Here is a 20,119-nt window from a genome sequence, read left to right as displayed (position 1 = left end):
TATATTCTCCCCAGAGGTTTTACTATGAAATTCTTTGTGACAGGTGTGGGTGGCCAGCTGGGCCACGACGTGATGAATGAACTTGCGAAGCGCGGACATACGGGTGTGGGCTCGGATATGGCTCCGGCCTATAGCGGCGTTGCCGATGGCAGTGCCGTGACGACGATGCCCTACGTGCAGCTCGACATTACGGATGCCGCCGCTGTCGAAAAGGCAATTTCTGAAGTGAACCCGGATGCGGTGATTCATTGTGCGGCATGGACTGCGGTCGATATGGCCGAAGACGATGCGAACGTGGCGAAAGTCCGTGCGGTAAATGCCGGCGGTACGCAGAACATCGCAAATGCCTGCAAGAAACTCGGCTGCAAGATGACCTACATCAGCACGGACTACGTTTTTGACGGCCAGGGAACGGAACCCTGGAAGCCCGACTGCAAGGATTACAAGCCCCTGAACGTTTACGGCCAGACAAAGCTCGAAGGTGAACTCGCCGTGAGCGGAACCTTGGAGAAGTACTTTATTGTGCGTATCGCCTGGGTGTTCGGCCTCAACGGCAAGAACTTCATCAAGACGATGCTCAACGTGGGCAAGACTCACGACACGGTGCGCGTGGTGAACGACCAGATTGGCACGCCTACCTACACGCTCGACCTTTCTCGCTTGCTCATCGACATGAACGAAACCGAGAAGTACGGCTATTACCATGCGACAAACGAGGGCGGGTTCATCAGCTGGTATGACTTTACCTGCGAAATCTACAGGCAGGCTGGGCTTGCGACGAAGGTCGTTCCGGTGACTACAGCCGAATACGGCCTCAGCAAGGCTGCGCGCCCGTTCAACAGCAGGCTTGACAAGAGCAAACTTGTGGAAGCCGGATTCAAGCCGCTCCCCACATGGCAGGATGCCCTGGCCCGTTACTTGAAGGAAATTGAAGCGTAGGTTTGTTGTGTCATTCTGAGCGAAACGCCGCAGGCGTGAAGTCGAAGAATCTAGTGAGGAATTGTAAAATGGATAAGGAAACTTACCGCGAAGTGATGCCGGGAGAACTCCCGTGTGAAGTGCCGGAATGTGACGGAGTGATGGTCGTCGACCCGGACAACAGCTACAAGCTCACCTGCGACAAGTGCGGACACATTAAGGAATGACGCTAAAAATCACCTATCCTGAACTTCCTGTTGTTGAACATCGGGAAGAGTTTTTCGAGATGCTCGAGAAGCATCAGGTGGTGATTGTTAAAGCGGACACTGGTTCCGGCAAGTCGACGCAGTTGCCGAAGTTTTTGCTAGAGTGGTTTGCGAAGTGTCATCCTGAGCGGAGCGAAGCGGAGTCGAAGGATCTAGGGCATTTTAAAATAGGTGTGACGGAGCCCCGCCGGCTGGCGGCGATTTCCATTGCGGACCGCCTGCGTGAAGAACTCAAGGACGAAACGCTCGTCTCTACGAAAATACGATTCTGGGAGCAGGGCCAGAGTGACGCCCCCATCAAGGTGATGACGGACGGCATCTTGTTGCAGGAATTCCGCCGCGACAGGCTTTTTAGGCAGTATTCGGCCATCGTGATTGACGAGGCGCATGAACGCTCGCTGAACATCGACATTCTGCTCGGCATTTTCAAGACGGTTTTGCAGGCCCGACCGGAATTCAAGCTGATTGTGGCCTCCGCGACGCTCGATGCCAAGCTCTTCGAGGAATTTTACGACAACAGCTGCGTGATGGAAGCCGAGGGAAGAACGTTCCCCGTTGATGTGGAGTATTATTTCGGCGACGGTTCGACAGGCTCACCGACCTTAAGTAAGGTCACTGAGCGTAGCCGAAGTGAGCTTGCCGAAGGGCCGAGAAACCGCGACACCAGCGGCAAGGGCGATTCGGGCTTGCTCGACGAGGCGCGTGATGCGATTCTCGATTTGGAAACGCGCCACCGCGACCACCTGCTCTGTTTTTTACCGACGGAACGCGACATCCAGGATTTGGCGGGCGAACTTGCTCACGAACTAGATTCTGCGACGTTCGATATTCTCCCGCTGTACGGGCGCATGAGCCCTGATGAACAGCGTCGCATTTTCAAGCATACGGAAAAGACCCGCGTGGTGCTCGCGACAAACATCGCGGAGACTTCGCTCACGATTCCGGGAATCGCCTACGTGGTGGATACGGGTACGGCCCGCATTTCGCGGTACAACGCGCAGTCGCGTATCCAGGGATTGCCTGTCGAGGACATCTCGAAAGCGTCTGCGCGGCAACGTACAGGGCGTGCGGGGCGCGTAAAGCCCGGCGTTTGCATCCGCCTCTATTCTCCCGAGGATTTCGAGAAGCGAGACGAGTTTACGGAGCCGGAAATCCGGCGGAGTAATCTCGCGAACGTTGTCCTGCAGTTGCGCAGCCTCGGGCTGGAACTCGAAAATTTCCCGTTCCTGCAGTCGCCACCGCATTCGGCGTTCCGTGGCGCGTACAAGACGCTTTTTGAACTCGGCGCGCTTACCGCCGATAATTCCAGCGGGCATGTAACCAAGCTCGGCCGCGAGATGACGCGCCTCCCGATGGACGTGGCACTCTCGGCGGTGCTCCTGCGGGCGCGCGATGCCGGCGTATTGCAGCCCGCATTGATTGTTTGCTCGGCGCTTTCCATCCAGGATCCGCGCGTGGTGCCGAGCGAGGAGCCCGAACGCACCCGCATCCGCCAACTGCACCGCAAGTTTGCTGGCCACAAGAGCGATTTCCTCACGTTCATCTGCATGTGGAACGCCTTCTGTAGCGAATGGGATGGCAAGACCTGGAATAAGCTGCGCAAGTTCTGCGACAAGAACAGCCTTCACTTTTTGCGGTGCCGCGAATGGATCGATCTGTATGAACAGTTCGGGCGCATCCTCGACGTGAAATTCGAGAATCGCGTGTGCCCGCTGGACAGCTTCCATCGCGACAACCTACACATCGCTTTGCTTTCGGGATTCCTGGGCGGCATTGCCCTGCGTGATATTGAGAACGGTTGCTACCGCCTGGTGAGCGGGCGCGAGACGCACGTGTTCCCGGGCAGTGACCTTTACGGCAAAAGCGTGGAATGGCTTTTTAGCGCCGAAGTGCGCGAGACGAGCCGCATATTCCTCAACAAGGCTGCCGAAATAAAGCCTGAATGGATTATGCAGGTGGCGGAACCTTTCTGCACGCGTCGCTGGTTTGCGCCCACGTGGAACCAGGAACGCGGTTTTGTAGAAGCGGTGGAAGAGGTGTGCTTCCGCGGGCTCGTGATTAGCCGCGGTCACCGCGTGGATTTCGCCCGCGTGAACCCCGAGGAATGCGCTGAGATTTTCTGGCGCGAGGCCGTGGTGCTCGGCCAGATGGCACGCCCGTTCGCCTTCATGACGCACAATGAGCGTGTGGTCGATGACTTGCATGCGCTGGAAGCCCGCAAGCGCCAGTTCGGGCTAGCCCCGAGCGAAGATGCTTTGGTTGATTACTACACGCGCATCGCGCATGAAGTCAATTCCATCAAGACATTGAAGGACTACATCCGCGAGCACACGGACCAGTTCCTGAAATTCGATACGAAGTATTGGTTGGACCAGAGCGAAACGGGCGTAAGCTACACGGATTCGGGATTCAGCAACCGCGCTTTCGATACACTAGCGAAGGGCGACAAGAAGAAAAACGCCGCCAAGGCACCGGAGCCCACTCTCGGCGGCTCCCTCGAACAGTTCCGCATCGAAGGGCTCGACGGTTCCAGCCGTATGGTGGTGGGCGAGATGGTCTTCGATGCGATGCGCGACTGCGACGGTATCACGCTGGACTTGCCTTACGACATGCTCCCGCAGGTGACGCCCGCGACACTCGCGCTTTCAATTCACCAGTGGCGCGAATGGATGGCAGAATCTATCATCCGCGCGATGCCCAAGGCCGCTAAAAAGCTACTGGAAGGCAGGCGCACGTTTATCGATGACGCCTTCTGCGACAAGCTCAAGGCGAACCCGCACAAGGCCCCGTTGTTGCTCCTGTACGAAACGCTTGCGAACCTGAAGGAACTGCGCGATGGCACCGGCGGAACCGTTGCCGATATCCCGACGGTCACGCCCGAAAAGGAAAACCACCTGCGCTTGCACATGAAGGTGTTCAAGCCCGGTTTCCCGGAAAAGTTTGCCGTCGAACTCAATCCCGAGTGGGGGAGTTTCCGGCTCTTTGCCGCGGTCCGCCCCGTTCTCGTAACGTTCGGTATCGATTTTGCCCTCGGTGACATGCGCTTTGGCTGGCGCCTAGGCGAATCAGCTCTCATGACCCCGGCAGAATCCGCCTTCTGGCAGGCGTTCCGCAAACGCGTGGTGGTTCGGCATGGTTCGGCAATGCTCACCAACCGACCTCACCAACCTGGCAAGGTCACTGAGCCAGCCGAAGTGACCGATGCTTCCTCCTCGCTCATTGTCGACCGCCTGAACATGCTTGAGTCGGGCGGCCTCTATTCCGACGGGTTCAAGACCGCGCTCAAGTCGTGGGTGTTGAAATCGCTCACTGCGGATAAACTAGATGCAAACCGTTGCGTGCGTTTTTCGGGCCTTGAATATTCCCGCGGCAAGAAAATTCGCGACTTCAGGAACCTTGCCGCAACTACCCGCAATGAAGATGAGGTTGTCCGCCTTGCACTCGTGCGAGCCACGTATGAATCCGCCCTTCTCGGGGCCGAATCCTTTGTCAAGTTCTGGGATGTTCTTCGGGAATTTTCGGTTGCGATGCGCCAGGGAGGCGACCACGCACGCGATTCCATTGCCGCACTCATGGCAAGGAACAAGTCCATCACGCACATTGTCACTCTTTATTCCCCTGACCGGAATAATACTTTGTTTGAAAGGCTCAACGTGCTCGGCGGCGCACTTGAAGCCTGCGATTCAAAAACACTTGATGCCCGCGATTCATCCCCAACCGGAGAAAAAATAGACCTCTCCGTCAAGGACCTCCGCGAAAAGTTCCGTCCCTTCCTCAAGGCTCGCTTCATGAAGGACCACGAACTCAAAAATGCACGTGAAATCCTTTCGAAGATGGAACGTATGCAGCAGGACGATCCGGAATATCCGGAACTCTACCTGCAGGCTTGCGCGATGCTCGAGGACTTCGAAATCCTCAAGTTCAAGCGCAAGGGCGACGATAGCGAGGATTCCATCGAGGAAGATAGCCTCGCCAGGCTCAAGAGCCGCTTTGGACGGATAAAGTAAGCCCCGCGCGCCAAACTAGGGCGGCTCGGCTATGCCAACGCAATACTTGCGTTGTCGCAGCTCTCGCCTTTTTTCTACATTTTCCCCCGTATGTTTACGGGAATTATTCAATCTACCGGCGAAATCGTCTCGATAGAGTCTCGAGGCGATGCGCTTTCGATGCGCCTCAGGTCGCCGGGATTTTTCAAGAATTGCAAACTGGGCGATAGCGTCGCTAACGACGGTGTGTGCCTTTCCATTGAATCTTGTACCGATGATGAAGCGGTTTTTTGCCTGATGCACCAGACGGTCGAAAATACCGCCTTCAAGCAGGCTGCAGTCGGTAAACTGGTCAATCTGGAACTTCCGTGCCGTGCCGACAGCTTTATGGGCGGGCACTTCGTGATGGGCCATGTGGACTGCGTTACCGAGGTCATCCAGGTGGTTCCGCGCGAAACGGGCGTGGAAGTCGACCTGAAGATGCCTGCGGATCTCAAGCGTTACATTATCCGCCGCGGTTCCATCTCCCTGAACGGCATCAGCCTTACGGTCGCCGAGAAGTTCGAGGATTCCATCCGCGTGTGCATCATACCGGAAACCCTTGCCCGCACGAACCTGCGTAACTGGGTTGCCGGGACCATTGTGAACGTGGAAGTCGACATGCTCGGCAAGTACATTGAAAATTATCTGAAGGAACGTGACCTTGCTTAATACGATTGAAGAGGCCATTGAAGATTTTAAGAACGGCAAGTTCTTGATTGTGGTCGACGACGAAGACCGCGAGAACGAGGGCGATTTCGTCATCGCCGCCGAAAAGATTACGCCCGAGAAGGTGAACTTCATGCTCCACGAGGGCCGTGGCGTGCTTTGCTGCCCGCTGCCTATCCAGCGCTGCCATGAACTGAATTTGACCCGCCAGACTGCGGAAAATACCTCGATTCTGGGTACGCCGTTCACCATCATGGTGGACAAGATTGAAGGCTGCACCACGGGTGTTTCTGCCCACGACCGTGCTGCGACGATTCTTGCCCTTTCGGACCCTGCTTCCAAGCCGAGCGATTTTGGCCGTCCGGGGCATATTTCGCCCCTCTACGCGCAGGAAGAAGGCGTGCTTCGCCGTGCAGGCCATACCGAAGCAGCCGTTGACCTCGCGAAGCTTGCCGGACTAAGGCCCGCCGCCGCCCTCATCGAAATCATGAACGAGGATGGCACGATGGCTCGCATGCCGCAGCTTCAGGAAGTGGCGAAGAAGTTCGGCTTCAAGATTATCTCCATCCGCGACCTCATCGACTACCGCCTCAAGAACGAGAAGCTGGTGCAGCGCGTGGCCGCCCCGCATGTGAGTACCAAGTACGGCGACTTTACCGCATACGCCTACAAGAGCAAGACCGACGGCGTGGAACACGTGGCGTGGGTCGCGGGTAACCCCGACTTCAGCAAGCCGGTTTACGTGCGCGTGCACAGCGAATGCCTTACGGGCGATATTTTCGGTAGCCTCCGCTGCGATTGCGGCGAACAGCTCGCCGCCGCCATGAAGTTCATCGGCGAGCACGGCGGCGTGTTCCTGTACATGCGCGGGCAGGAGGGTAGGGGTATTGGCCTCTGCAACAAGTTGCGTGCCTACGAACTGCAGGAAAAGGGCATGGACACGGTCGAGGCGAATCTGCACCTCGGGTTCAAGTCGGACCTCCGCCAGTACGGCACTGGCGCGCAGATCCTTGCCGACCTCGGCGTGAAGGAAATGCGCCTGCTCACCAACAACCCGAGCAAGATTTCGGGCATTACCGCCTACGGGCTCAAGATTGTGGAGCGCGTTCCCATAGAAATCAAGCCGAACAAGGAAAACCTGTTCTACCTGCTCACCAAGCAGAAGAAGATGGGCCACCAGCTGCATATCGATGGCGCGGTGCCCGAAGAGAATTTGAAAGAGGAAAAATAAGATGGCTAAAGAAATCAAGAATTCCCTGAATGGCTCTGGCCTCAAGATTGCAATCGCGGTCGCCCGCTTCAACGAGGTGGTGACCGACAAGCTCCTGGAAGGGGCGCTCCGCCAGCTCGAACTGCTGGGTGTTGCCGACAAGGACATGACTGTCGTGCGCGTTCCGGGCGCATTCGAACTCCCGGGCGTTTGCCGCAGGCTCGCCGATTCCAAGAAGTACAGTGCAGTGATGGCCATCGGTGCAGTAATCCGCGGCGAGACGAGCCACTACGACGTGGTGGTGAACGCCTCTACCGGCGGTGTCGCAAGCATCGCTGCCGAAGGCAAGCTCCCCGTGATTCTCGGAATCCTCACGACCGATACCGTTGACCAGGCGATGAACCGCGCTGGCCTCAAGGCGGGTAACCTCGGTGCAAACTGGGCATCCACCGCCGTCGAAATGGCGAATTTGTATAAGGTCATTTAATCATGCCGAAAATATCTTACAGACCCGCGCGCGTTTTTGCCATGCAGCTCCTGTATGCCATGGAAATTACGGGCCAGACTCCGGGGGAGGCGCTTCCGGGTATTCTTGAATCCCAGCCTCTTGCCGACGAACAGAAAAAGTACGGCATGAACCTTGTCGACCTGGTGCAGGCACACAGGGATGAACTTGACGAAGATATCAAGTCGGCATCGGCCCACTGGGAAATTGACCGTATGGCGAAACTCGACCGCATTGTGTCGCGCATCGCGATGGTCGAACTCCTGTACGTTCCCGATATCCCCATCAAGGTGGCTATTTCCGAAGCGGTGCAAATCGCGACCAAGTACAGCACGGATGGCTCGGGTGCCTTTGTGAACGGACTCCTTACCGGGTTCATGCAGAAACACAATATTGTCGCAACCACGCCGACTCAAAAATCTAAAGCGAATAAGGGAGTATAGTTCATGCTCAAGGAAAAATGGATGAAACACATATTTGCAGGTATTTCCTGCCTCGTCGCTCTTGTCGTGTATGCGCTGACCATGGCGCCCACGGTGAGCTTCTGGGACTGTGGCGAGTTTGTTGCCTGCGCTAACACCCTCGGCATCCCGCACCCTCCTGGAACGCCTTTCTTCGTGTTCTTCGCCCGTGCGGTAATCGTGCTGCTCCCGTTTGTCGAAGAAATCGCGAAGCGCGTGAACTACATCTCGGTGTTCAGTTCTGCGGCAACGGTCTATGTGACGGCCCTCTTTGCCTGGGAACTCCTTGCCGCCGTTCTCGATTCCGTGAAGACCAGCGTTGCGCGGAATGGTGAAACCATCATTGATAGGCTTGCAGACAAGATTAGCGGCAATGTCCGCACGATCGTTCTCGGCACAGCCGCTCTCGTGGCCGGTTTCCTCCTCACGTTCTCCGACACCTTCTGGTTCAACGCGGTCGAAGCCGAAGTCTACGGCGTCGCTATGTTCATTTTGATGCTCATCTCGTACCTGGGACTTGTGTGGTACAAGAAGCGCGACGAAGAGGGCAGCGACAAGATTCTGATTTTCATCTGCTACATCGCCTTCCTCGGCGTGGGCGCGCACCTCTACACGATGCTCACGGTTCCTGCCGTGTTCGTGCTCCTGCTCGTTGCCCAGCCCAAGAAAATCCCGGAACGTCTGCCCATCTGGATTACGGGAACGCTCCTCTGCTCCGTGATATACATGGTCTCGGCTTTCATCGAGATTTCTTTTATTTGCCTTGTCTTGCTTGCCATACTTGCATTTGCAAAGCCGTTCTCTGCGAACGTGAACCACGCCGTGCGACTCTCCCTCGCATTTGCGTTCTTTGCCCTGATTGGCTACAGCACGCACCTCTACATTCCTATCCGTTCGGAACTGAACCCGATTATCGACGAGAACAATCCCGAAATCAACATCCGTGACGAGCAGGGCAACCTGCAGCTCGGTAACCTGTTCAAGAGCCAGAACTGGGAAGCGTTCAACAACTTCGTGGAGCGCAAGCAGTACGGTTCCGAAAGCATGCTTACCCGCGCGTTCTACCGCCGTTCCCAGGTGGCACACCAGGTGCTCTCGTTCCCGAACATGAGCTACGGCGGTTACCAGATGGCGCAGTACCTGCCCTACAAGGTGGGTGGCGTGAACTACGCGAACGGTGTCTATACCTTCGACAAGTCCGAAAACGTGCCCCTCAAGCGCTTCGGCTATGATTTCCCGACGCAGATGACGATGATGGGCGATAACTTTATCAAGCAGTTCTTCGTATTCCTCATCTTTAACGGCCTCCTGGTCCTTGTCTGCGTGTTCATCTACAAGCGCAACAAGCATCTGGGCATATTTACGTCGGTGCTTTACGGGCTCTGCTCGCTCGGGCTTCTGTTCTACATCAACTTTGCCGACGGTACCCGCATGGAAGGCCGCGAGCACGATTACTGGGTGTCCGTCATGACCCGTAACGTGGGCGACCTGAATTCCATGGGCGCACAGATTGGCTCCGTGCCCGATCCGAACGACTTGATTGACCTCCGCCAGAATATCGAACGTGCCAAACTGCGCGTAGAAACTATGCGCCAGCGCGGTGCTTCTGCGGGCGACATTGCAAAGGTCGAGAAGGAAATTGACGTTTACGAGCATTCTCCAGCGTGGGTGAACTGGAAGAAAACCGAGAGCGGCTTTGCCCAGCGCGGTCTCCGTGCCCCGTTCCCGGAACCAGTCCACATGGAAGTGCGCGAACGTGACTATTTCTACACGCCTGCCTTCATCTTCATGAGCCTGATTTTTGGCGTGGGTGCAGGCATTCTCGTGTTTACCTGCGCGACAAGTTCCGCGGCTGCGTTTACGATGCCTCTTGCCGCAATTCTCGTGCTTGTTTCCTTTGCAGTCCCGTGCGCCTCCAACTACAAGGAACATGACCGTTCCGGCCTGTGGGTGCCTTGGGATTACGCTTACAACTTGCTGAATAGCTGCCGCCCGAACGCGATTCTCTTCACGAACGGCGACAACGATACCTTCCCGCTGTGGTTTGCACAGGAAGTGGCGGGCATCCGCAAGGACGTGCGCGTGGTGAACCTCTCGCTGGGCAATACTGACTGGTATATCAAGCAGATGCTCGATAACGAGCCGGTCCTGAAGCTCAGCTACACGCACAAGACCATCGATAGCGACATGGTGCTCGACAACAGTTCGTACAACAACCCGAACCATGCGACTTCTACCTGGGTCAAGAACGCCCAGCGCCTGATGCCGAAACTCAAGGAACGCATCGACCAGATGGAAGGCCAGCAGCTTTCTGCTGCCGATTCCGCGAAGCTCCTGCAGTTCAAGGTGCATTACCAGGTGTGGGATGCCTTTACCGAATGGGCCGCACGTACCCGCAGTTCGACGATGCTTACCCAGCACAAGCTCGTGATTGACCTTGCCCTCCAGAACATGGACAAGCCCATCGAGATTTCGACGACGGTCGGTACCTCCAACTTCATGGGCCTCGAGAAGTACATGGTGCAGGAAGGCCTCGTCTATAACCTGGTGAAGGGCGACCTTGAACCGAAGCGCAACGCGTTTGACGCGAAGTATGCAGCAGATCTCATCGATACCGTGTTTAAGTTCCGCGGTCTCGGCGATGGCACGGCATACATCAACGACGAAACGAACCGCCTGCTTTCGAGCTACGTTTCCCTGTACCTGCAGATTTCGTTCGACGCCCGCGAAAAGATTGCGGCGCTCCGTGCGAGCCGTCCGTTTACCGCCGAAAAGAAGGCCCAGGCGGATAGCCTTACCAGTGCTGCAATCAAGTACCTGGAACTCGGCCAGAAGCAGTTTAGCGACGAATGGCGCTGCTACTGGGCCGCTGCGTTTGTCTACGATATCGTGGGCGAAAAGCAGAAGGCGATGGATGTCCTTGAACTCGGGCTCAAGAACGTTCCTGAATACGACGAAGGTGGCCGTGCCCGCCTGATGATGAGCAAGGAACAGATCAAGAATAGCCCCGAAAAGCCGATGGTGGTCGAGGAGCCTGCCGCAGATACGGCACAGCCCGATTCCGCCAGCGCAGATTCCAATCCGGTGGTAGCCGCCGCCAACTAGCGTAGAGGTCGTGATGGATTTAAGCATGGTCATTCCGGTCAAGGAAGAAAGCGAAAACCTTCCGGAACTCATGAAAGAGATTGTCGCCGCGATGGAACCCACGGGTTTTACCTACGAGGTCATCGCCATCGACGACGGCAGCCGCGACAACACGTGGGAAGTCCTCGAAGGGCTCTCGAAGGAATACCCCTTCCTGAAGGGGTTCCGCTTCCAGTTCAACTGCGGCAAGGCCGACGCTCTCGCCTTCGGTTTCTCGAAGGCGACGGGTCGCTACGTGGCGACCCTCGATGGCGACCTGCAGGATGACCCGCTCGAGATTCCCAAGATGATAAAGATTCTCGAGGAAGGTTACGACCTGGTTTCGGGCTGGAAGGTGCGCAGGCTCGATCCCTGGCACAAGACGCTCCCCTCCAAGCTGTTCAACCTGACCGTATCGATTGTCTGTGGCAAGCGCCTGCACGATTTCAACTGCGGCATCAAGGCTTATCGCAGTTCCGTGGTGCGCTATATTGAACTCTATGGCGATTACCACAGGTTTATCCCCGTGATGGCCAAGTGGCAGGGCTTCCGCATTACCGAGATGCCCGTCGCGCACCGCGCCCGCATTCATGGCGTGTCCAAGTACGGCATTTCGCGCCTCGTTTCCGGGTTCCTCGACCTGGTTTCGCTCATGTTCATGCGCAGTTTCTCGAACAAGCCGTTGCATTTCTTTGGCCTGATTGGCCTTGTCTTTATGCTTCTCGGGCTTGGCGTTTGTGGCTATTTCGGTTACGAATGGCTCCAGACGGGTGCGATGCACGTGCGTCCGCTCCTGCTTGCGGGCGGTTTCTCGCTCGTGATGAGCGTGCAGTTCTTTTCGCTCGGGCTTCTGGGCGAGATGCTGAACGGCAACCGGCGCAGAACGTACCCTGTGGCGGAAAATTTTGGAGTCAAAGATTTGTAGATTGTCGTTAGGAGTTGTATAGATTATGGAATTCCCGAAGAGTCTGGTTATTGTTCCCACGTATAACGAGAAGGAAAACATCCTCCTCATCATTTCGGCGATTCTCGAGCAGAACGCATGCCTCGAGGTGCTTGTCGTAGATGACGGCAGCCCCGACGGTACCGGCGACATGGTCGACGAACTCACGAAGGCTAACCCGCGCGTGCACCTGATCCGCCGCAAGGGCAAGATGGGCCTCGGCTCTGCCTACGTGACCGGTTTCAAGTGGGCGCTCGAGCGCGATTATGAACGCGTGTTCGAGATGGATGCAGACTTTAGCCATGCCCCGACAGACCTCGTGCGCTTCTTGGAAGCCGCTGAGGATGCCGACCTGGTTCTCGGGAGTCGTTACCAGAATCATCGCATCAGCGTGGTGAACTGGGATTTGCGCCGTCTGATTCTTAGTTACGGTGCGAACGTCTATACCCGCATGGTGACGCGCCTCCCGGTGAGTGATGCCACCGGCGGTTTCAAGTGCTTCCGTCGCGAGGCCCTGCAGGCGTTGAACCTCGACAAGATGAAGAGCGACGGATACTGCTTCCAGATAGAGACTACCTTCAAGATTTGGAAGAAGGGCATGCGCGTGAAGGAAATCCCCATCGTGTTTACTGACCGCACCCGCGGAACCTCCAAGATGAGCGGCGGAATCATCTCCGAAGCATTCTTCCTGGTTCTCAAGCTTCGTCTTGGACTCGCATAGCGCTCATGTATTCCTGTTCCATTATCATCGTTGCCTATAATTCCTGCGATTTCATTCCCGCGTGCTTGAAGTCCGTTCGCGATGCGTGCGAGGGAATCGATGCGCAGGTTATTGTGCTTGATAATGGCTCGGTCGAGCCGATTCTGCCCGAAATCAGGCAGTTCTTCCCCGAAGTGGAATGGATTGATTCCAAGGAAAACCTTGGCTTTGGAAAGGGCTGTAACCTCGCCGAAAAGCGTGCGACCAAGCCGTACCTGTTCTTTATCAATCCCGATACGGTCGTCTCGCGTGATTCCTTTACCAAGGTGCTCGACTTCATGGAAGAACACCCTGAATCGGGTACTGTCGGCTGCCGCATTCTAAACGAGGATGGTTCGCTCCAGTGGGCTTGCCGCCGTTCGTTCCCGACGATTGTCTCCGCTGTTTCCAAGACGATTGGCCTTGCCGCCCTCTTCCCGAAGAACAAGACTCTTGCAAGCTACAACATGACGTACGCCGACCCGGACGAAGTGACCGAGGTCGATGCCATCAGTGGTTCGTTCTTCTGCATGCGCCGCGACCTGTACGAAAAGCTGGGCGGTTTCGACGAAGACTTCTTCATGTACGGCGAGGACTTGGACCTGTGTTTCAGGGCGAAGGTTGCCGGCTGCAAGAACTACTACACGCCTTCGACGAATATTCTGCATTTCAAGGGCCAGAGTTGCCGTACCCGCCGCTGGGATTCCTACCTGGATTTCTACAAGGCGATGCTCATCTTTGTGAAAAAGCACAAGGACCTTTACTTTGTCCCGAATTTCCTCGTGTCGTTCGGTATCATGTTTGCGGCCTTCGTGGGCATGTTCTCGCGCCTTATCCCGAAGTTCTGGAAGATGTTCCTCGATTTGGGCGTGATTGCCTTGTGGGCGTTTACGTTCCTGAACTATGAGAGTGTCGTTTCGGATATATGCTTCCAAGATAGTTGCCTTGAAAGTGGGTGTGCTGGGACTAGCACGATTATAAAACATCCCATTATGGATTTAGCACAGTTCGAAGACTGGTGGCTTGTCGGCTTGGTCGCCATTATCAATATGGTATTCCTTATTTTCCGTGGTGAATACACAGAATCCAGCCTCAAGGGCGAAAAATTCTTGCGCTACCTTGTGCCTCTGAACCTGTTTGCTGTGGGCGGATATTCTGCGTTCCGCTATTTTACCCAAACTCCAATTATCGATGACGCTTCAACTTATTTGCCTTACGAATCTCATTGGATTACCTTGGTGGTTTGCTCCAGCCTCTTTATCCCGCTCGCTCTCCTTGCCTGGCGCCGTATCGCATTTTGGATAAACTATTTCTACCGCATCTTTGCCAAAAAACGCCACCGCTCCATCTTGCTCGGCGGTCGCGAAGATTCCCTGAACAACTGGTTCGATAGCTACAACGTGATTCCCGGCATCGAGATTCTCGGTTGCGTGAGCGGGGAGCCCGAAAAGCTCTCCGAAGAGAACCGCAAGCACCTGCTCGGCCCTCTTTCCGACATGGAAAGCATCTGCAACCGCACGGGCTGCCGCGAGCTCCTGGTCGTGTCCAATTTCTCGGGTTATCGCGAGGATTTTGACATAAATTGGCTCGATAAGCTCGGCCTGAGGGTATATTTGCTCATCGGAAACGGCAAAAACGGCAATTTTGCCCTCGTAGACCTCAAATATCTGCACTAAAAGCCCTCTCCGGTTATCCTTTTCTTGAAAATAGAGTTATTTTTATATCAACTATAAGTTGTTGATTATAAAGGCTTTATGTTCGATTATAAACTTTTGGATATTCTTTGCTGCCCCGAGACCCGGGGTAAACTCCGTATGGCAGACGATGCCCTCTTGGCGACCCTCAATCAGGCCAGTGCCGCGGGCACCCTGAAGAATGCCGCGGGCGAGAAAATTTCTGAGACTTTGACCGAGGCTCTCGTGAACGAGGCGGGCTCCCGTGCCTATATCGTTCGCGAAGGCATACCTGTCCTTTTGGCAGATGAAGCGATTTTGCTTCCCTTGGAGGGATAAATGGCTGTTACTCTGGATTCCCTGAAAAAGACCGTTGGCAAGAAAAAAGTCAAGTCCATGGCGTTTGCCTGGCTTGCCGACTACGAGAACCAGGCGGGCGATTCAACGACCGCTCTTGCCCGTGTCGATGCCGGCTTGCAGCTTTACCCGGGCGACATTCCCGGTATGCTGGTCCGCACCAAGCTGTTGTTCCAGTTGGGCGACTTCGAGGAGTGCGTCAAGGAATGTGAGCGGATTCTCCAGAAGGAGCCGTTCTGCCTTTCTGCCCAGAAGCGCATGGGCGAGGCCTACGAGAAACTTGAAAACATAGACGAACGTAACCGTTGCTACCGCCGTGTTCACGATATGGACCCGATCGATACGTTCTGGAAAGAAGAATACGAAGCCGTTCCTGATGCGGCGGTCGATGCTGCCGCCGTTGCCGGTGCTGTCGCTGCGGGCGAGGCTGCCGCGGATAGTGAATTTGCAATGCCCGACATGGGCGAGTTTACGATGGATACCGCTGCCGAATCTGCCGAACCGGCGGTGGAGGCCTCTGCTGATGCAACTGCAGGCGAAGAACCTGCCGCGAAGGAAGAGGATTCCCTGTTCTCCAAGTCGCTCGACATGGATATCGAGTCTCCTGCGACGGAAGCTGCCGAAGAACCGGAACAGCCGAAGGCCAGCGCGTCCCCGTTCTCTGCTTCTGATGACGAAGATCCGTTTGCGGCCCTGAGTTCGCTCGGTAACGATGATTCCCTTGCGGACGAATCCTCGATTGATTCTCTCCAGCAGTCGCTTGAATCGGCGCTGGGCGATGCCGCGACCGATATTACACTGGACCAGGACATCCCGGAAGCCGAAGAGATTTCGGGCAACGACGTGGGTTCTGCGTTTGCCGACCTGTTCGGTGAAGAAGACGACATGGATTCGTTTGGCGAAACAACCGAATCGAAGCCCGCTTCGCCTTTTGCCCAGATGGACCTGCCCACGAGCCTCGACGACGAACCAGCCGCTCCCGAGGATTCTGCGAAGAACGTGTTTGGCGAGGAAGCCGTTGAAGATAAGCCGCAGAGCATTGACGATGCGTTTGGCGATATCTTTGGTGAAGACGAACTGCCCGAGGAACTGCCGAGCAATACTGCAGCCCCGAAGGCAGAACCTGCCGAAGAACAGAAGCCTGAGGAAGAATCGTTCTCTGGTGGTATGTTCGAGAAGTCTGCCGCGGCCGATATGGGCCTGGGTGCAGAAGAAGATGACCTTAAGCTCGAGGAGCCCGAACCGGAACCCGCGAAGGAAGCGGACAAGCCGCAGAGTCTGGACAGCGCTTTTGCCGATATCTTCGGCGAAGACGAACTGCCCGAGGAATTGCCGCCGGCACAGCCTGCTGGTGAATCCGATGTTTCCGCCGACCTTGAACTCCCGGCTGATAGTTCGACAGGCGCACTAACCGAAGATGCGGATCTGGAACTGCCCTCGCTCGATGATTCTACAAGCGCTTTGACCGACGAATTGGAAATGCCGTCGGAAGAGAAACCCGCTGACGACAAGCCTGCAGAATCGCTCGATACCTTCGATATCGCGAACTGGAGCCCGGATGCAAAGCCTGCGGATGATGCAAGTCTCGAACTGCCTGCCGAAGAAGAAACTCCTGCGGAAGAGCCTACATTAGAACTGCCCGCCGCAGATGAGGCTCCGGCAGAAGAGGTTGCAGACCTTGAACTGCCCGCTGAAGAGCCGGCGGTAGAGCCCTCGCTTGAAATGCCCGCGGAAGAGTCTGCGCTTGAAATGCCTGCCGAGGAAACTCCGGCAGAACCTGCTGTTGAAGAAGCCCCTGCTGAAGAATTTGCGCTGGATATTCCTGCAGAAGAGCCTTCGCTTGAACTGCCCGCGGAGGAAACTCCGGCAGAAGAGGCCGCAGACCTTGAACTGCCCGCTGAAGAACCCGCACAGGAAAAGCCTGCAGATGAATCTGCTGATGTCGGCTTCAGTGTGGACAAGGCCTTCGATGCGCTGTTCGCCGATGACGACGAACTCCCGGAAGAAAAGCCTGCCGAAACCGCGAGTGCCGAATCGGAAGTTTTGGACAACGTAACTGAGACAACTGAGCCTGTCGAAGATGCTGCCGAATCTGATTCCGATAGGGCGGAGCTCGACAAGGAAATGGATTCCGCATTCTCGTCTCTGTTTGCCGAAGATGACGACCTGCCTGTGGAAGAATCGAAGCCGGAAGCCGCTGCCGCTCCGGAAGCGACCCAGGAAGATACGGGCGCCGCGCTCGAGGAAGCCCCTCTTGCCGATGCAGCTCTCGAATCCGATTTGGACAAGTCTTTCAGCAGCCTGTTTGGCGAAGACGATGCGCTTGATGAAGCGGACCTGAAGCCTGCAGAAGCGCCTGCTGCAGATGCTACTGCAGAACCTGCTGCTGCGGAAGAACTGCCCGAAGTATCAGCAACGCAAGGCAATGCCGGTATCGAAAGCAGTCTTGAATCGGAATTCTCCGGTGCGTTCAAGCAACTCTTCAATACCGACGATGATTCCCTCGACGAGAAGGCCGACCTTCCGAGTAACAAGGGCGTAGACTTCCTTATGTCGGGAGATTCCGATGATGAAGTTTCTGCGGGCCTCGTTGCAGACCCGACGGCTCCGCTTGATAAGCAGTCTTCGGATTTGGACGATGGCATGAAAACGCCGACGCTTGGCGAGATTTATTTTGAACAGGGTCACTATGACAGGGCGCTTGAAATTTATAAGGAACTTGCCGAAAAAGACCCCGAAAACGAGGCTATAGCCAACCGCCTGGCCGAAGTCCAGAAGGCCTACGATTCCAAGTTCGGAGGCGAACAGAATGGCTGATTTGAGAATCGAGCAGTTGCTCCGTGCGATGGTCGAGAACAAGGCTTCTGACTTGCACATCCGTACGGGCGTTCCTCCGATTTACCGTATTAACGGTGCACTGACAAAGTTGTTCGAAACGCGTGTGGATGCCGGCATGATGGATTCCTTCATGGACGATATCATGAACCGCGACCAGAAAAACCGTTTCGAGACTAACAAGGAATGCGACTTTGCCGTGGGCGCCCGCGACATGGGCCGTTTCCGTGTGAACGTTTTCCGCCAGCGCGGCACGATTGCCATGGTGATTCGTCATATCAAGGCGAAGATTCCTGCATTCGAGGAACTTCACCTGCCCGAAGTTATCCGTGACCTTGCGCTTACTCGCCGTGGCCTTGTGCTTGTGACGGGTACGACGGGTTCGGGTAAGTCGACGACGCTTGCTTCCATGCTGGATTACATCAACCAGACGGAATCGGTGAACATCATTACCGTCGAAGACCCGATTGAATACCTTTACCGCGATAACAAGTCCATCATTTCGCAGCGCGAGATTGGCGTGGATACGCTTTCGTACGCGAATGCCCTGCGCGCCGCCCTCCGTCAGGACCCGGACGTGCTGCTGGTGGGCGAAGTCCGTGACCTCGAGACGATGCAGATTGCGCTGACTGCGGCCGATACGGGCCACATGGTGTTTGCGACCATCCATACGACGAATGCGACCGAAACGATTCAGCGTGTGCTTTCGATGTACCCGCCGCACCAGCACGACGAAATCCGTATTCTCCTTTCTGAAGTGCTTGCGGGTATTATTTCGCTGCGCTTGTTGCCGACTGCCGATGGCAAGGGCCGCGTGCCCGCCGCCGAGGTGCTCGTGAATACTGCTGCCATCAAGGAATACATCCGCGACAAGGACAAGCTTTCGCTGGTGGAACACGCCATTGCCGAAGGCCACATGCAGTATCATAGCCAGACGTTCGACCAGGCCTTGCTTGAACTCTACAGGACGGAGCAGATTTCGCTCGAGACGGCAATGAATGCCGCCACGAACAAGGATGACTTCGATCTCAAGATTCGCGGTATTTCTGGTACGTCCGACCGCGGCTGGATGTAGTTGTCAGCCCCGCAATACGTTATTGAAAAGGCCTTCGAAGTATGTTTGCTTCGAGGGCCATTTTACTCGCTCACACAATCACTTCGTTCCAGTGTTCGCTTAGTAAAACGTCTCTCTACGCAAAAAAAAAGAAAAGAGTGTATCTAAAAAGGAATGTATGTTGCAGGGAAAATGTCGTTTGTCTGCACTGCGAAGCCCTTGTGATTGTTAATCCCTGCGGGCTTCGCGAAAGTCGGGTGATTAATTAAACGGCTATAGATGCTAGAAATGTTTGCTTCAAGAGCCGTTTTGTTCGCTCTCACAATCACTTCGTTCCAGTGTTCGCTTAACGAAACGGCTCTCTACGCAAAAAAGAAAAGAGTGTATCTAAAAAGGAATGTATGTTGCAGGGAAGATGTTGTTTGTCTGCACTGCGAAGCCCTTGTGATTGTTAATCCCTGCGGGCTTCGCGAAAGTCGGGTAATTAATTAAACGGCTATAGATGCTGGAAATGTTTGCTTCAAGAGCCGTTTTATTTCAATGCGGACATTTTTCGTATACGAAGGGGTTGTGGTCGCCCTGCACTTTGAAGATGCGGCGGTCGCGTTCGCATTCCTTTTCGGTAACGGGGTACATCTTGTCCCAGGCTTCGAATAGTTTGCGGTCTTGCTTCGATAGCTTTACGCCGTACGTCTTTTCCATGTAGAAACTTGCGCGTGCGATGATTCCGCGGGCCTCTTCGCGGGGCTGCGCCTTCTTTTCCTTGAAATCTACGATGGTCTTGCAGCCGCCGTACATCGGTTCTGGATTGTTTGTCCACTGGCTGTACATAAAGTTGTTGCGGTCGCCGTTCACCTCGCCGATGGCGGGGTAGAGGTTGTGCATGTCGCCTTCCATCAGCTTGAACGTCGTGTCGTTTGCGCTGCAGTTCTTGCGTCCGCCGTCTTTCCAGCAGGGCAGAAAGTGCCCCATGTTGTGCGCGGTTACCATGTGTTCCCACTCGATGCGCTCGGCTCGCTTGTAGCTTTTGCGGTTCGGGTTTTCGCGCGGCTTGAAGTCGCAACTGCTGAAGTCGACGTTCTTCTTGTCGTCGTATTTGCAGCCGCAGTAGAGAGTCTCCTGCAGTTCGCCGTAATAGACGCGCCGCATTTGTTTGCTTGCATCGCGGTAGTTGTAATGCCGGGGTGCGGCAGTCGGGTCTACGCGCGCAAATACAATAGACGAAAGCACCGCCAGAACCAGGATAGGGCCTAATAATTTCATAATAAAAACCGTAGTGTGATATCTTGAATATAGATTATTATTGCTTGCAATCAATAGAAAAGACTAAACCCGCCCCCC

15 protein-coding genes are annotated in these 20,119 nt (G+C 55.4%); 14 read left to right on the top strand and 1 reads right to left on the bottom strand.

Annotation, left to right across the window (positions count from 1 at the left end):
- Positions 1-24 precede the first annotated feature (24 nt).
- The 14 genes from rfbD (at position 25) to CRO08_RS12495 (ending at position 18,799) form a co-directional block, all read left to right on the top strand.
- Positions 25-939, top strand: a complete 915-nt coding sequence (gene rfbD, locus CRO08_RS12555) for a dTDP-4-dehydrorhamnose reductase (protein ID WP_097036475.1) — start codon at positions 25-27, stop codon at positions 937-939.
- Between the two features lie 68 nt (positions 940-1,007).
- Positions 1,008-1,145, top strand: coding sequence for a hypothetical protein (locus CRO08_RS17065; RefSeq protein WP_175547229.1), 138 nt, complete (start codon positions 1,008-1,010; stop codon positions 1,143-1,145).
- A complete protein-coding gene (gene hrpA / locus CRO08_RS12550) occupies positions 1,142-5,191 on the top strand; it encodes an ATP-dependent RNA helicase HrpA (protein ID WP_097036474.1) in 4,050 nt (1,349 codons plus the stop codon). The genes CRO08_RS17065 and hrpA overlap by 4 nt, the downstream gene beginning before the upstream one ends.
- Before the next feature lie 90 nt (positions 5,192-5,281).
- On the top strand, positions 5,282-5,881 hold the full coding sequence (locus tag CRO08_RS12545) for a riboflavin synthase (RefSeq protein ID WP_072811528.1): 600 nt from the start codon (positions 5,282-5,284) through the stop codon (positions 5,879-5,881).
- Positions 5,868-7,109 carry a bifunctional 3,4-dihydroxy-2-butanone-4-phosphate synthase/GTP cyclohydrolase II gene (locus CRO08_RS12540; protein WP_097036473.1) on the top strand — a complete coding sequence of 414 codons (1,242 nt, stop codon included), beginning with the start codon at positions 5,868-5,870 and terminating at the stop codon, positions 7,107-7,109. The genes CRO08_RS12545 and CRO08_RS12540 overlap by 14 nt, the downstream gene beginning before the upstream one ends.
- A 1-nt stretch (position 7,110) precedes the next feature.
- Positions 7,111-7,575, top strand: coding sequence for a 6,7-dimethyl-8-ribityllumazine synthase (gene ribH, locus CRO08_RS12535; RefSeq protein WP_097036472.1), 465 nt, complete (start codon positions 7,111-7,113; stop codon positions 7,573-7,575).
- Between the two features lie 2 nt (positions 7,576-7,577).
- Positions 7,578-8,036, top strand: a complete 459-nt coding sequence (gene nusB / locus CRO08_RS12530) for a transcription antitermination factor NusB (RefSeq protein WP_072811361.1) — start codon at positions 7,578-7,580, stop codon at positions 8,034-8,036.
- Between the two features lie 21 nt (positions 8,037-8,057).
- A complete protein-coding gene (locus tag CRO08_RS12525; protein WP_255252367.1) occupies positions 8,058-11,159 on the top strand; it encodes a DUF2723 domain-containing protein in 3,102 nt (1,033 codons plus the stop codon).
- A 13-nt stretch (positions 11,160-11,172) separates the two neighbouring features.
- On the top strand, positions 11,173-12,102 hold the full coding sequence (locus tag CRO08_RS12520) for a glycosyltransferase family 2 protein (RefSeq protein ID WP_072811357.1): 930 nt from the start codon (positions 11,173-11,175) through the stop codon (positions 12,100-12,102).
- A 25-nt stretch (positions 12,103-12,127) separates the two neighbouring features.
- Positions 12,128-12,841 carry a polyprenol monophosphomannose synthase gene (locus CRO08_RS12515; RefSeq protein ID WP_097036470.1) on the top strand — a complete coding sequence of 238 codons (714 nt, stop codon included), beginning with the start codon at positions 12,128-12,130 and terminating at the stop codon, positions 12,839-12,841.
- 5 nt (positions 12,842-12,846) lie between these two features.
- On the top strand, positions 12,847-14,535 hold the full coding sequence (locus CRO08_RS12510) for a glycosyltransferase family 2 protein (RefSeq protein WP_097036469.1): 1,689 nt from the start codon (positions 12,847-12,849) through the stop codon (positions 14,533-14,535).
- A gap of 78 nt (positions 14,536-14,613) precedes the next feature.
- Entirely contained in the window at positions 14,614-14,871 is a 258-nt protein-coding gene (locus CRO08_RS12505; RefSeq protein ID WP_072811351.1) for a Trm112 family protein, read from the top strand.
- Positions 14,872-17,706 (top strand): tetratricopeptide repeat protein, encoded by a 2,835-nt coding sequence (locus CRO08_RS12500; RefSeq protein ID WP_097036468.1) that lies wholly within the window; start codon positions 14,872-14,874, stop codon positions 17,704-17,706. It abuts the gene before it with no gap.
- A complete protein-coding gene (locus CRO08_RS12495; protein ID WP_097036467.1) occupies positions 17,699-18,799 on the top strand; it encodes a type IV pilus twitching motility protein PilT in 1,101 nt (366 codons plus the stop codon). Before CRO08_RS12500 ends, CRO08_RS12495 begins: the two co-directional genes overlap by 8 nt.
- Before the next feature lie 516 nt (positions 18,800-19,315).
- On the opposite strand, the gene CRO08_RS12490 is transcribed toward CRO08_RS12495, so the two are convergent.
- Entirely contained in the window at positions 19,316-20,041 is a 726-nt protein-coding gene (locus CRO08_RS12490; RefSeq protein WP_097036466.1) for an endonuclease, read from the bottom strand.
- Between the last annotated feature and the right edge of the window lie 78 nt (positions 20,042-20,119).

Origin of the sequence: Fibrobacter sp. UWT3, assembly GCF_900230125.1 — a bacterium.
Classification (GTDB): Bacteria; Fibrobacterota; Fibrobacteria; order Fibrobacterales; family Fibrobacteraceae; genus Fibrobacter.
The sequence above is the reverse complement of the archived record's forward strand: the minus strand, read 5'-3'. Positions and strand labels throughout refer to the sequence as shown.

Bases quoted from the DNA above. Each gene is read 5' to 3' on its own strand.
- CRO08_RS12490 (WP_097036466.1), bottom strand. From the start codon at position 20,041: ATGAAATTATTAGGCCCTATCCTGGTTCTGGCGGTGCTTTCGTCTATT.
- CRO08_RS12520 (WP_072811357.1), top strand. From the start codon at position 11,173: ATGGATTTAAGCATGGTCATTCCGGTCAAGGAAGAAAGCGAAAACCTT.
- CRO08_RS12505 (WP_072811351.1), top strand. From the start codon at position 14,614: ATGTTCGATTATAAACTTTTGGATATTCTTTGCTGCCCCGAGACCCGG.
- CRO08_RS17065 (WP_175547229.1), top strand. From the start codon at position 1,008: ATGGATAAGGAAACTTACCGCGAAGTGATGCCGGGAGAACTCCCGTGT.
- ribH (WP_097036472.1), top strand. From the start codon at position 7,111: ATGGCTAAAGAAATCAAGAATTCCCTGAATGGCTCTGGCCTCAAGATT.
- CRO08_RS12515 (WP_097036470.1), top strand. From the start codon at position 12,128: ATGGAATTCCCGAAGAGTCTGGTTATTGTTCCCACGTATAACGAGAAG.
- CRO08_RS12525 (WP_255252367.1), top strand. From the start codon at position 8,058: ATGAAACACATATTTGCAGGTATTTCCTGCCTCGTCGCTCTTGTCGTG.
- CRO08_RS12545 (WP_072811528.1), top strand. From the start codon at position 5,282: ATGTTTACGGGAATTATTCAATCTACCGGCGAAATCGTCTCGATAGAG.
- CRO08_RS12510 (WP_097036469.1), top strand. From the start codon at position 12,847: ATGTATTCCTGTTCCATTATCATCGTTGCCTATAATTCCTGCGATTTC.
- CRO08_RS12495 (WP_097036467.1), top strand. From the start codon at position 17,699: ATGGCTGATTTGAGAATCGAGCAGTTGCTCCGTGCGATGGTCGAGAAC.
- hrpA (WP_097036474.1), top strand. From the start codon at position 1,142: ATGACGCTAAAAATCACCTATCCTGAACTTCCTGTTGTTGAACATCGG.
- nusB (WP_072811361.1), top strand. From the start codon at position 7,578: ATGCCGAAAATATCTTACAGACCCGCGCGCGTTTTTGCCATGCAGCTC.
- CRO08_RS12500 (WP_097036468.1), top strand. From the start codon at position 14,872: ATGGCTGTTACTCTGGATTCCCTGAAAAAGACCGTTGGCAAGAAAAAA.
- rfbD (WP_097036475.1), top strand. From the start codon at position 25: ATGAAATTCTTTGTGACAGGTGTGGGTGGCCAGCTGGGCCACGACGTG.